Source organism: Rhizobium sp. BK275, from assembly GCF_014193555.1.
In the GTDB taxonomy this organism is placed as follows: Bacteria; Pseudomonadota; Alphaproteobacteria; order Rhizobiales; family Rhizobiaceae; genus Rhizobium.
Genome location: NZ_JACHZL010000003.1, coordinates 680,386 through 692,385 on the forward strand (window position 1 = coordinate 680,386; position 12,000 = coordinate 692,385).

Genomic DNA, 12,000 nt, shown 5'->3' on the forward strand with positions numbered 1-12,000 from the left:
GTCAGGCTGCCGGCTCGCGCCGTTCCCGTTCGCCTTCCTCTGCGGCGAGACCTTGCTTGACCAATACCTTTAGTTCGCCCGGATGCAGCTTGACGGTGACATCACGCTCCAGCGGCAGAAGCTCGCCATCCATCACGCAGTTCGCCTTGGCGCGCAGCTTCGGGAAGTGCAAGTGCACCTCGGCCGGATGCAAGACCATGACTGCATCGTTTTCGCGGAACCTGCCGCGCAGCATGTCGATCGCCAATCGTGCGACGCCGAGCGGTTTCAGCGGTTTTGCCGTGTAGAAGCCGAGCTCGCCGCTGCGCAGATTGTCGGCATAGAGCAGCGCGTTTTCGCCAAAGGGATTGTTGGAGACAGAGATGGCGGAGACGCGGCGGGTTTCCTTCATGCCGGCCGCCTCGAACTCAACCTCGAATTCCGGCGGATTGAAAACGACGCCGAAAGCCGCACGGGCGCTCGCCCGTAACTTTCCGATGCGGGAGCGATAGCTGTAGAAATTGCGATAGCGCACCATGCGCGCATGCATGCCGGCGGAAAACTGGTGGATGAAGGGCCGGCCGTTGGCGCTGGCGATATCGATATTGTCGAGCTCGCCGAAAGCCAGCACGTCGAGCGCCTGCCAGATATCGAGCGGCACTTTCAGCGAGCGGGCAAAGAGGTTCATGGTGCCGGCCGGCACGACGCCGAGCGCCACGCCGTTCCTCCAGGCAATCGATGCGGCCGCCGAAATTGTGCCGTCACCACCGCCGGCGACGATGCCGTCGATATCGTCGCGCCGTGCGGCACGCTCCATGGCCGGAACGATCTCGCTGCCGGAAAAGACGATCGCTTCGAAATCATGCCCGGCATCGCGGAAGACCTGCTCCGCGCGCTTCTCGTAAGCCTGCATGTCCGTCGTTCTGAAGGTACCGCCGTCGCGATTGAAAAAACCGACGAGCTTCATGAGGTGTCTGTTCCTATCTATCCCTGCCCTCAAGAAATGGTTGGCGCGCCTGCGATTTCAAGCAGGATGGTTTGCCCGGTCACATCGCCGAAACGCAAATATTGCAATGGACGTATGCAGATAGCAGGACGCTGCACTGCAAAAAAAGCACTCGACGCTTCCGACTTCGCATTCAATAGATGGGATATTGGAGATCATATCTCCGCCTCCCGCCATTTCTGCCCACCAATTGCAAATGACCGGCCCGGCGCGTGCCGCCAGCGGCCGTCACCAAGCCCAGATTCTCCGAGGACCGCCCGTGAGCCAGGTTGCCGTCAACGATTCCATCGATGATTCTATCGATTCCGGGCCAGAGGCAGAGCTTCCCTCTTCCATGACCGTCGCGCTGGTGCAGCTGGCACTTGCCGCCGGCGGCTTCGGCATCGGCACCGGCGAATTCGCGATCATGGGTCTGTTGCCGAACGTGGCCGATACTTTTTCGGTCACGACCCCGCAGGCAGGTTATGTCATCAGCGCCTATGCGCTCGGCGTGGTGATCGGCGCACCGGTCATTGCCGTGCTCGCTGCCAAGATGGCGCGACGCACGCTGCTGCTCTGCCTCATGCTGCTCTTTGCCGTCGGCAATATCCTAAGCGCCGTCGCACCGACCTTCGAGAGCTTCACGGTGTTGCGTTTCATCACCGGCCTGCCGCATGGCGCCTATTTCGGTGTGGCCGCCCTCGTCGCCGCTTCCATGGTGCCGGTGCATCGCCGTGCTCGGGCCGTCGGCCGTGTCATGCTCGGCCTGACCATCGCCACCCTGCTCGGCACGCCGCTGACGACTTTCTTCGGCCAGGCGCTCGACTGGCAGGTGGCCTTCCTGACCGTCGGCATCATCGGCCTCGTGACGGTCGCGCTTATCTGGTTCTACGTTCCGCATGACAAGGTCTCGGAAGGGGCAAGCGCGCTGCGCGAACTCAGCGCCTTCCGCCGTCCGCAGATCCTGCTGACGCTTGCCATTGCCGCTGTCGGCTATGGCGGCATGTTCGCGATGTTCAGCTATATCGCTTCGACGACGACGCAGGTGGCGATGCTGCCGGAGACGGCCGTTGCGCTCATGCTCGTGCTGTTCGGCGTCGGCATGAATGCCGGCAATGTCATCGGCTCCTGGCTTGCAGACAAATCGCTGCTCGGCACGATCGGCGGCTCGCTGGTCTATAACATCGTCGTGCTGACGATGTTCTCGCTGACGGCTTCCAACCCCTATATGCTCGGGCTCTGCGTTTTCCTGGTCGGCTGCGGTTTTGCCGCCGGTCCGGCGCTGCAGACGCGCCTGATGGATGTCGCGGCCGATGCGCAGACGCTGGCTGCCGCCTCCAACCATTCGGCCTTCAACATCGCCAACGCGCTCGGCGCATGGCTCGGCGGTCTGGTCATTGCCTGGGGTTACGGCTTTGCGGCGACTGGCTATGTCGGCGCCGTCCTGTCTTTCCTCGGCCTCTTCGTTTTTGCCGCTTCGCTACGCCTGGAGCTCCGCAGCCGAACTGCCTAAGGCCCTTGCGATACGCAGTTCGCGGCCTTCCGGGCTGCAGAAGACGAATTCGTCACCCCAGGCGGCAAGCGCACGGATGACCGGTTTCAGCGTGGAGCCGAGCGGTGTCAGCGCGTATTCGACGCGCGGCGGCACGACCGGGTAAACTGTTCGTGAGATCAGGCCGGAGCCTTCCAGCTCCCGCAACTGCTTGGTCAGCATGCGCTGGGTGATGGCAGGCAGATGGCGCCTGAGCTCGTTGAAGCGCAAGGTCTTGTCCATCAGGTGGAAAAGGATCACGCCCTTCCACTTTCCATCGAGATAGCTCAGCGTCGCCTCCACCGGGCAACCCGGAAAATTCGTGACCAGTTTGGCGCGCGGGCGTGACATTTACGGTATCCTTTTTGGTACTACGTACAGAATTTGTGCATTCTTGCGTTGCTGGAACATAGGTCGCATCTAGCTCTTGCACAACAGACACAGGAGTTACCAAGATGCGCGCCGTCGCTTACAAGACCCCGCAGCCGATCGCTGCCGAAACCTCGCTGATCGATGTCGAACTGCCCACACCTGAGGCCAAGGGCCACGACCTGCTCGTCGAGATCAAGGCGGTCTCCGTCAACCCTGTCGACGTAAAGGTTCGTGCCCATATGGCGCCGCCCGTCGACGAGTTGAAAGTGCTTGGCTTTGATGCCGCCGGCGTCGTCAAGGCTGTCGGATCCGATGTAACGCTGTTCAAGCCAGGCGATGAAGTCTTCTATTCCGGCGTCATCAACCGCCCTGGCTCGAATGCCGAATTTCAGCTCGTCGACGAGCGCATCGTCGGCAGGAAGCCGAAGACTCTCGACTTCGCTGCAGCCGCCGCCCTGCCGCTGACATCCATCACCGCTTACGAAGCTTTGTTCGACCGGCTGCGCGTGACCGATCCGGTTCCGGGTGCCGCTCCTGCCCTGCTCATCATCGGGGGCGCCGGCGGCGTCGGCTCGATCGCTATCCAGATCGCCCGGACGCTGACGGATTTGACGGTCATTGCCACGGCCTCACGCCCGGAAACACAGGACTGGGTTAGGGAACTCGGCGCCCATCACGTGATCGACCATTCGCAGCCGATCGCGCCGCAGGTCGCAGCGCTTGGTATCGGCGCACCGGGTTTCATCTTCTCGACCACCAACACGGACAAGCATGTCGCCGATATCGTCGAGGCGCTCGCGCCGCAGGGCCGCTTCGCGCTGATCGACGATCCCAAGACCTTCGATATCGTTCCCTTCAAGCGCAAGGCGGCGTCCGTTCACTGGGAACTGATGTTCACCCGCCCGCTCTTCGGCACGCCCGACATGATCGAGCAGCACAAGATCCTGAACAGGATTTCTGAGTTGGTCGACGCCGGCAAGATCCGCACGACGCTGTCGGAAACGGTCGGTTCAATCAATGCCACGAACCTGAAAAAGGCGCATGCCATGGTCGAAAGCGGCAGGATGAGGGGCAAGGTCGTTCTCGCCGGCTTCTGAGGTCGAAAATCCGCCTTTTCCGATGCTCGAAATATTGCGTAAACGATGCTGACTTATAATGCCGCGCCGAGGGTGCGGCATTCTGGCGTTAAGCATTTAAGCAACTTGACTTTTTCCGCATTCGAGACCACCTACTATGACACGTGGATGACGTACGTCATGCACGGATATCAACGGAGCCATCATCACGATGCCAAGCGACAGTAGCAGTCGATTGCCTTTGCCGTACGCGGCCGTCGCGCGCTGACCTGGATGCTCCAGGCTCGCCCGTTCGGACGCTACGGCGGATCGACGGAAAGGCGAGCCAATGAATATCAATCGCTTCCCCCTGCGGGCCGGCTATGCCGCCCGTGCCTTCATGAACAACAGCCGTGTCGCGACCATTGCCGAGCGCGTGGAATCGCTGAACGGGCTCGCCCCGGCTGAAGCCGGCCGCATCCTTTCGCGGATGCCGCAGGACCATGCCGTCAACATTCTCGACCGTCCGGAGCTGCGCAACGCATCGGCCATACTGGCGCTGATGGACGGCACGGATTCGGCCCGCCTGCTGCACGGCATGTCGAACGACCGCGTCGCCGACGTCCTGCTGGAGCTCGGCGTCGACGACCGCGTGCGCCTGTTCTCCAGCCTGGAAGAACCGGTCCGCATCGCCATCCAGCATCTGATGGGCTATCCGCCGCGCACGGCCGGCAGCATCATGACGACGGAATTCGTCAGCGTGCCCGACGACTGGACCGTTGCCCAGACGCTGGACCATGTGCGTCAGGTCGAACGTTCGCGCGAGACCGTCTATGCCATCTATGTGCTGGACCATAATTCCGGCGCGCTGATGCATGTCGTCACCCTTCGCCGCCTCATCACCGGGGAGCCCGACGCCTCGATCCTCTCGGTCGCGCAGAAAGGCATGCCGGTTTCGGCCAATGCGCTGATGAAGCAGGAAGATGTCGCACGGCTGATCCGCAAGCACGACCTGCTGGCGCTGCCGGTGATCGACGATCATGGCCTGATCCTCGGCATCGTCACCGTCGATGACGTCATCGACACGATGATTGCCGATACGACCGAAGCCGCGCAGAAATTCGGCGGTATGGAAGCGCTCGGCAAGCCCTATATGAAGATCGGCTTCGGCGGCATGATCCGCAAGCGGGCCGGCTGGCTCTGTGCCCTCTTCCTCGGCGAAATGCTGACGGCAAGCGCCATGCAGCATTTCGAAGGCGAGCTGGAAAAGGCCGTCGTGCTGACGCTCTTCATTCCGTTGATCATGAGCTCCGGCGGCAATTCCGGTTCGCAGGCAACCTCGCTCATCATCCGGGCGCTTGCTGTCGGCGAGTTGAAGTTGACCGACTGGTGGCGGGTGCTGCTGCGCGAACTGCCGACGGGCATCACGCTCGGCGCCATCCTCGGGCTGGTCGGCATGATCCGCGTGATCTTCTGGCAGACGGCCGGGCTCTATGATTACGGTCCGCACTGGCAGCTGGTCAGCCTGACGGTCTTTGCCGCATTGGTCGGCATCGTCACCTTCGGCTCCATCTCGGGTTCGATGCTGCCCTTCCTGCTGCAGAAACTGCGGCTCGATCCGGCAACGGCATCGGCTCCCTTCGTCGCCACGCTGGTCGATGTCACCGGGCTCGTCATCTACTTCTCGGTGGCGCTGCTCATCCTCAGCGGGACGCTGCTGTAGTTCTTTGATCAGAGGCGGATGATTTAGGCTGGGCTAAAACCATCCGCCTCTGGTGTCCTAAGGCGTGTCAATTGCGCTCCGGCAGCTTCAGCGGTCCATGCGTCTTGATGCTGCGGATGGCGAAATTCGAGCGGATATCGGTGACATTCGGGAGCGTCAGCAATGTCTCCGTCAGCAGCCGTTCATAGGCCGAGAGATCTTCGACCACGACTTCGGCCAGGAAATCCGCCGTGCCTGAAATCAGAAAGCAGGAAACGATCTCGGGAATGGCGAGCAGTGCTGCCTGCTGCGCCTCGGAATTCTCCTTGCTGTGACGGGCGACCTTGAACTCGACGAAGACGGTAAGCCCGAGCCCGACCTCCTTGCGGTCTATATCGGCCGTGTAGCGCCTGACGACGCCGAGCTTTTCGAGATTGCGGATGCGGCGCAGGCAGGGCGACGGCGAGAGGTTCACCTTCTCTGCGATCTCGACATTGGTGGCACGCGCATCCTCCTGAAGGCATTTCAGGATGGCGATATCGAATTTATCGAGATTTGGCATAATTGCGAAATCCATCAGCATGAATTGGCAGATCATTGCGCATAGCACGATTTCTGCGCCACAGATAGCAAGGACATGCCTCGGCCTCCGGCGCTAATCTTCTTGTCAATCGGATGACATCCGGACGGAAGAGAGGACAGGACGATGAGCACGATCGCATTTTCAAACGAGAAATCGCCTTCGCAGACACTGGGTTATGCCGCTGGCACGATCACCGTACTGATCTGGTCGACATGGTTTCTGGCAACCCGCCATAGTGCTGCAACGCCGCTGGGCTCGATCGATATCGGGCTGATCCGCTTCGGCATACCGGCGCTCGCTCTCTCGCCTGTCTGGCTGCGTACAGGCCTGCTCCCAAAAGGTCTCCCGCTACACCTGCTGGCGATCATGGTCGCCGGCTGCGGTGCGATCTTCTTCCTGGTGACCACGCTTGCCATTCACTCCACACCGGCCGCCTCGTCGGGCATCCTGCTCGGCGGCTCCATGCCGCTTGCCACTGCCCTGATCGGCGTTCTGCTGTTCGGCGAACGGCCGGATGCCACGCGGGTTGCAGGGCTGCTGGCGATCGTCGCCGGTGTGCTGATCCTCCTCGTCCGCAGCCTTGCCGATGCCTCCCTGCCCTGGACGAGCTTCGTGCTGCTGCCGGCCGGCGCCATGCTCTGGGCGAGCTATACCCACGCCTTCCGCCGCTCCGGCCTGACGGCCGTCCAGGCGAGTGCGCTGATCGCTGTCTGGTCCTTCCTGATCATGGCGGTACTGGCGCTGGTCTTCGGCATCTCCTTGCCGCAGGCGTCGCTTCCTGACATCGGCCTGCAGGTGCTGAGCCAGGGCATTCTTTCCGGCCTTGTCGCCATGGTCGCCTATGGCACGGCGGTGCGCATCCTCGGCGGCACGCAGGCTGCGGCTTTTACCGCGCTGACGCCGGTGCTGGCAACGGTCGGCGGCGGCCTCCTGCTCGGCGAGCAGATGGGCTTTGCCGAAATCAGTGCGGCCGTGATCACCGGCATCGGCGTGGCGCTTTCGACCGGCATTGCCGCCAAGCGCCGCTGAACATTCGCCAAAAACAAAAGCCGCCGGCAGCGATCCGCTGCGGCGGCTTTTTTGTGTGACTTTACATCAGGCTGTCGCCTGGATGACGACGACCCTGGCGCCGACTTCGACGCGGTTGTAGAGGTCGATGACGTCGTGGTTCATCATGCGGATGCAGCCGCTCGACATGGCAAGGCCGATCGATTGCGGCTGGTTGGTGCCGTGAATGCGGAAATGCGTGTCGTTGCCGCCGCGATAAAGATACATGGCGCGGGCACCGAGCGGATTGTTCGGGCCGCCCGGCATGCCTCCGGCGAGCTTGCGATAACGCTCCTCGCGGCGCTGCATGTTTTCGGTCGGCGTCCAGCTCGGCCATTCCGCCTTGCGGCCGACATAGGCATTGCCGGCAAAGGTGAGGCCTTCGCGGCCGACGCCGACGCCGTAACGCATCGCCCTGCCATCACCGAGGATAAAATAGGCGCGCCGCGCCGGCGTATCGATGATGATCGTTCCCGGCGCATAGCTGCCCTCGTAAGCGACTTCGGTGCGGCGAAGCTCCGGCTTGATCTGATCGATCGGCACCTGCCTCAGCGGAAACCTCTCATCCGGAAGTGCGGCGTAATTCGTCTGGCTGTTCAGGGTTGTCGAAGAGCAGCCGGCAACGAAAAGAGGCAGAGCGATCAGGAAGCCCCGGCGCGAGATCGTCATGAACGTGTCCTTAGTGCGTCAAGAAGATGTCGCAAGCTAAGGAGATTATGGTTAATGAAACGCTAAACCGACGTTGCGAATAGAGATAACGAATGCGTTATCAGGTATAGGCGACGCTTTACTCGGCTATAGGCTCAAGTCTGCCAAGCAGCGCGACCTATTGATCTGCGGCAAATTTTCCCTGCGACCGGTTCGGCGCCGAATTCGCGGCACCGAACGATCATCTCGTGTCACATATTCGGATAGACCGGCCCCTCGCCGCCCTGCGGCGGCACCCAGTTGATGTTCTGGTTGGGGTCCTTGATGTCGCAGGTCTTGCAGTGGACGCAGTTCTGGGCGTTGATGACGAAGGTCTGTTCGCCATCCTTTTCCACCCATTCGTAGACCCCGGCCGGACAGTAGCGCGTCGAGGGGCCCGCATAGATGCCGAATTCCGACGACTTCTGCAGCGCCATGTCCTTCACCTGGAGATGGACCGGCTGGTCCTCCTCGTGATTGGTGTTGGACAGGAAAACGGAGGACAGGCGGTCGAAGGTGAGCACGCCATCGGGCTTCGGATAGGCGATCGGCTTATGCTGCGAGGCGGGCTCCAGCGAGGCGGCGTCGGTCTTGCCGTGACCAAGCGTGCCGAAGAAGGAGAAGCCGAAGAGCTGGTTGGTCCACATGTCGAGGCCGCCGAGAGCGACACCGAGCGCCGTGCCGAACTTCGACCAGAGCGGCTTGACGTTGCGCACCCGCTTCAGGTCCTTGCCGATATCGCTCTTGCGCCAGTCGGCTTCGATCTCGACCACTTCGTCATTGGCGCGGCCTGATGCAATGGCGTCAGCGATGCGGTCAGCCGCCATCATGCCCGAGAGCACGGCATTGTGGCTGCCCTTGATGCGCGGCACGTTGACGAAGCCCGCCGAACAGCCGATCAGCGCGCCGCCGGGGAAGGAGAGTTTTGGCACCGACTGATACCCGCCCTCGGTGATGGCGCGCGCGCCATAGGAGAGGCGCTTGCCGCCCTCGAAGGTGCCGCGGATTGCCGGATGGGTCTTGAAGCGCTGGAACTCCTCGAAGGGGTAGAGATAGGGGTTCTTGTAGTTCAGGTGGATGACGAAGCCGACGGCGACGAGATTGTCTTCCAGGTGATAGAGGAAGGAGCCGCCGCCGGTCGACATGCCGAGCGGCCAGCCGAAGGAATGCTGCACGAGGCCGCGGCGGTGGTTCTCCGGCTTGACCTCCCAGAGTTCCTTGATGCCGATGCCGAACTTTTGCGGTTCGCGGTCCTTTTGCAGATCGAACTTGGCGATCAGCTGCTTGGCGAGCGAACCGCGCACGCCCTCGCCGATCAGCACATATTTGCCCATCAGCGCCATTCCGCGCGCATAGTTCGGGCCGGGCTCGCCGTTCTTCTCGACGCCCATGTCGCCGGTCGCGACACCGATGACGGCGCCTTCGTCATTGTAGAGGACTTCCGCTGCGGCAAAGCCCGGATAGATCTCGACGCCGAGTTCTTCGGCCTTCGTCGCCAACCAGCGACAGACATTTCCGAGCGAGACGATGTAATTGCCGTGATTGCTCATCAGCGGCGGCATCATGATGTTCGGCAGGCGGATCGAGCCGGCTGGACCGAGCAGCAGGAAGTGATCGTCCGTCACTTCGGTCTTGAAGGGATGACCTTCCTCTTCGCGCCAGCCGGGCAGCAGGCGATCGATGCCGATGGGATCGACGACGGCGCCGGAGAGGATATGGGCGCCGACTTCGGAACCCTTCTCCAACACGACGACGGATAGTTCCGGATTGACCTGCTTCAAGCGAATGGCAGCCGAAAGGCCGGCCGGACCGGCGCCGACGATCACCACGTCGAATTCCATGCTCTCGCGTTCCGGCAGCTCAGTCATTTCGGTCATCCATCCGTCTCCGCTCGGCCGTTTGACGGCCGTTTTTCCTTAATCAGGGTAACTGTCTTGTCAAAATCAGAAAACATTGTCGAGCCGGGAAGCGACAGGCGATCCTCCAATTCGCACAATGAGTGTCCTCCACACAAAAGATTATATGACGCTTACGTTAACGTCAATTATTGAAGCCGATCGGGTTCACCTTCGTCCTTTTCTTCCGCACGGCTTGCGCCCTATAAAAAGAGCAACAGGAAATGGAGAAAAATCATGGATCTCGGCATCAAGGGAAAACGCGCACTGGTACTGGCTTCCTCGCGCGGTCTTGGGCTCGGCATCGCCAAGGCCCTGGCACAGGAGGGTGCGAATGTTCTTCTCTGCGGACGCAGCGGCGACGAGTTGGAAGCCAATTGCAAGGCGATCAATGCGCAAGGCAAGGGCAAGGCCGATTGGATCTGGGCCGACCTCTCCGATGACAATTTCGTCGGCACCGTCACGGCTGCCGTGCAGGAGAAATTCGGCGGGCTCGATATTCTCGTCAACAATACCGGCGGCCCGACGCCCGGCACGACCGAGGACATGACTGCCGACAAGCTGGAGACCTATTTCTTTTCCATGGTGGCGCGCGTCATCACGCTGACCAATGCGCTGCTGCCCGGCATGAAGGCGCAGGGCTGGGGCCGCATCCTGACGGTCGCCTCGTCGGGCGTGATCGAGCCGATCGCCAATCTTGCACTGTCGAACACCTTGCGCCCGGCGCTGGCCGGCTGGAGCAAGACGCTGGCGTCGGAAGTGGCAAGCCACGGCGTCACCACCAACCTGCTGCTGCCCGGCAGCATCCTGACAGCGCGCCTCGTCGATCTCGATAGTGCCGCCGCCAAACGGACCGGCAAAAGCGTCGCAGACATCCGCGTGGAAAAGCAAGCGCGCATTCCGGTCGGGCGCTACGGCAAGGTCGAGGAATTCGCTGCAACGGCGGCCTTCCTCTGCAGTGAGCCGGCGAGCTACATCACCGGCTCGCTGATCCGCTGCGACGGCGGTGCTGCGCGCTCCGTCTGATCGCCGGCATCATCCAGTATGGGCCGAGGCAGCGGCCCATGCCGCGACGCTGTCGATCTTCGAGCCGATATAGGCGGGATCGTCGGCAAGTTCGGCGAGTTCAGACAGGCGATGGAAGCCCGTCAGGATCGCGATGCGCCGGCGGTCGAGCTGGCGACCCGTCAGCGTCTCATAGGCCGAGACGATGCGCGCCGTCAGATCGGGCGAGATGAAGTTCGAATAGATGAACTCCTGATGCAGCGGGCCGAAGCCTGAATCGGCGAAGTCATAGACGCCGTTCAGCCTGCCCTGCCCGTGATCGAAGGCCATGTTCCAGCCGTGGCCGTCGAAGAAGCCGAAGGTGATGCCGTAGGGGTCGGGCGGTAGGGACTGGAAATCCGAGATGACGGTTTCCGCATAGCTTGTCAGTTCGGACGGCAGCAGCGGCAGGGCCTTGTCTCTGACAGTCTCCGGCAATTGCCAGGGCAGGATCGGCCCGGCGCCCAGCGCGCGCATACGGTCGGCATCAAGGTCATGCAGTTCGGCATAGAAACGGGCGAGATCGTCGCCAAGGCGCTGACGGGCTGCTTCCGGCAGAGCCTCGTAATCCTCCGTCATGAGATGTTCGCCGCGCAGCTTGGAATGGCTCGAAAAGATCGATGGGCCGTCGTGGATGCGCATGTCGGGGACGGCCATCGTTAAAGATGGCCTGATGACGCCGAGGAACGCCGCTTCCCTCACCAGCGCCCTTTCGGCATGCGGATTAAGGGGAAACTTGAAGATCAGCCGGTCGTCGACATCGACGGCCACCGAATCCCAACCCTTGGTCGCCAGCTTGAAGACGGAGCCCGTCAGTTCGGGAAAAGTGGTTGTGATGAGTGAGCGAAGTTCACCAGCATTCAACTCGGCCATGGCTGCCTGCCTCTGCATTTTCCAGGGTCTATCCCGCGCAGGATCTGCCATGCGGATCAAATAGTGTTTCGCCGGTACAGCCTGCGCTGGCAGGTCTCTACGATCGACGACGCTGCCTACCTGACTATATATTAGAATAACCTGAATATTACAGATTGTTCATTACGAAAATTTAAGCCGCCATAACCGCTTAGTGATCGCCGCCGGGGTGATTATGTCTTTTTTGCGCCGCAATACAGGCGGCTCA

Annotated in this window: 11 protein-coding genes; 5 read left to right on the forward strand and 6 right to left on the reverse strand. The window is 61.5% G+C overall.

What is annotated here, in order from left to right; translation table 11 throughout:
* Position 1 precedes the first annotated feature (1 nt).
* Entirely contained in the window at positions 2 to 946 is a 945-nt protein-coding gene (locus FHT82_RS13290; RefSeq protein ID WP_183730900.1) for a diacylglycerol kinase family protein, read from the reverse strand.
* Positions 947 to 1,244: 298 nt separating this feature from the next.
* Here FHT82_RS13290 and FHT82_RS13295 point away from each other — a divergent pair, with 298 nt between their 5' ends.
* On the forward strand, positions 1,245 to 2,477 hold the full coding sequence (locus tag FHT82_RS13295; RefSeq protein ID WP_183730903.1) for an MFS transporter: 1,233 nt from the start codon (positions 1,245 to 1,247) through the stop codon (positions 2,475 to 2,477).
* Here the strand turns inward: FHT82_RS13295 and FHT82_RS13300 are convergent.
* Positions 2,445 to 2,846, reverse strand: a complete 402-nt coding sequence (locus FHT82_RS13300) for a helix-turn-helix domain-containing protein (protein WP_183730906.1) — start codon at positions 2,844 to 2,846, stop codon at positions 2,445 to 2,447. The genes FHT82_RS13295 and FHT82_RS13300 overlap by 33 nt on opposite strands.
* A gap of 104 nt (positions 2,847 to 2,950) precedes the next feature.
* Here FHT82_RS13300 and FHT82_RS13305 point away from each other — a divergent pair, with 104 nt between their 5' ends.
* Both FHT82_RS13305 and mgtE read left to right on the forward strand, forming a co-directional pair.
* On the forward strand, positions 2,951 to 3,964 hold the full coding sequence (locus FHT82_RS13305; protein WP_183730909.1) for a zinc-binding alcohol dehydrogenase family protein: 1,014 nt from the start codon (positions 2,951 to 2,953) through the stop codon (positions 3,962 to 3,964).
* 307 nt (positions 3,965 to 4,271) lie between these two features.
* On the forward strand, positions 4,272 to 5,645 hold the full coding sequence (mgtE, locus tag FHT82_RS13310) for a magnesium transporter (RefSeq protein WP_183730911.1): 1,374 nt from the start codon (positions 4,272 to 4,274) through the stop codon (positions 5,643 to 5,645).
* A gap of 67 nt (positions 5,646 to 5,712) precedes the next feature.
* On the opposite strand, the gene FHT82_RS13315 is transcribed toward mgtE, so the two are convergent.
* Positions 5,713 to 6,186 carry an Lrp/AsnC family transcriptional regulator gene (locus FHT82_RS13315; protein WP_183730913.1) on the reverse strand — a complete coding sequence of 158 codons (474 nt, stop codon included), beginning with the start codon at positions 6,184 to 6,186 and terminating at the stop codon, positions 5,713 to 5,715.
* A 144-nt stretch (positions 6,187 to 6,330) separates the two neighbouring features.
* Between FHT82_RS13315 and FHT82_RS13320 the strand changes: the two genes are divergently transcribed.
* Positions 6,331 to 7,236, forward strand: a complete 906-nt coding sequence (locus FHT82_RS13320) for a DMT family transporter (RefSeq protein WP_183730915.1) — start codon at positions 6,331 to 6,333, stop codon at positions 7,234 to 7,236.
* 66 nt (positions 7,237 to 7,302) lie between these two features.
* On the opposite strand, the gene FHT82_RS13325 is transcribed toward FHT82_RS13320, so the two are convergent.
* Entirely contained in the window at positions 7,303 to 7,923 is a 621-nt protein-coding gene (locus tag FHT82_RS13325) for a L,D-transpeptidase (protein WP_183730917.1), read from the reverse strand.
* Between the two features lie 230 nt (positions 7,924 to 8,153).
* Positions 8,154 to 9,818, reverse strand: coding sequence for an electron transfer flavoprotein-ubiquinone oxidoreductase (locus tag FHT82_RS13330; protein WP_183730919.1), 1,665 nt, complete (start codon positions 9,816 to 9,818; stop codon positions 8,154 to 8,156).
* Between the two features lie 255 nt (positions 9,819 to 10,073).
* Here FHT82_RS13330 and FHT82_RS13335 point away from each other — a divergent pair, with 255 nt between their 5' ends.
* Positions 10,074 to 10,862 carry an SDR family oxidoreductase gene (locus tag FHT82_RS13335; protein ID WP_183730921.1) on the forward strand — a complete coding sequence of 263 codons (789 nt, stop codon included), beginning with the start codon at positions 10,074 to 10,076 and terminating at the stop codon, positions 10,860 to 10,862.
* 9 nt (positions 10,863 to 10,871) lie between these two features.
* Here the strand turns inward: FHT82_RS13335 and FHT82_RS13340 are convergent, their stop codons facing one another.
* A complete protein-coding gene (locus FHT82_RS13340; protein ID WP_183730923.1) occupies positions 10,872 to 11,753 on the reverse strand; it encodes an aminoglycoside phosphotransferase family protein in 882 nt (293 codons plus the stop codon).
* Between the last annotated feature and the right edge of the window lie 247 nt (positions 11,754 to 12,000).

Coding starts and splice junctions, on each gene's coding strand:
- FHT82_RS13290 (WP_183730900.1), bottom strand. CDS start 946: ATGAAGCTCGTCGGTTTTTTCAATCGCGACGGCGGTACCTTCAGAACG.
- FHT82_RS13300 (WP_183730906.1), bottom strand. CDS start 2,846: ATGTCACGCCCGCGCGCCAAACTGGTCACGAATTTTCCGGGTTGCCCG.
- FHT82_RS13305 (WP_183730909.1), top strand. CDS start 2,951: ATGCGCGCCGTCGCTTACAAGACCCCGCAGCCGATCGCTGCCGAAACC.
- mgtE (WP_183730911.1), top strand. CDS start 4,272: ATGAATATCAATCGCTTCCCCCTGCGGGCCGGCTATGCCGCCCGTGCC.
- FHT82_RS13315 (WP_183730913.1), bottom strand. CDS start 6,186: ATGCCAAATCTCGATAAATTCGATATCGCCATCCTGAAATGCCTTCAG.
- FHT82_RS13320 (WP_183730915.1), top strand. CDS start 6,331: ATGAGCACGATCGCATTTTCAAACGAGAAATCGCCTTCGCAGACACTG.
- FHT82_RS13325 (WP_183730917.1), bottom strand. CDS start 7,923: ATGACGATCTCGCGCCGGGGCTTCCTGATCGCTCTGCCTCTTTTCGTT.
- FHT82_RS13330 (WP_183730919.1), bottom strand. CDS start 9,818: ATGACCGAAATGACTGAGCTGCCGGAACGCGAGAGCATGGAATTCGAC.
- FHT82_RS13335 (WP_183730921.1), top strand. CDS start 10,074: ATGGATCTCGGCATCAAGGGAAAACGCGCACTGGTACTGGCTTCCTCG.
- FHT82_RS13340 (WP_183730923.1), bottom strand. CDS start 11,753: ATGGCCGAGTTGAATGCTGGTGAACTTCGCTCACTCATCACAACCACT.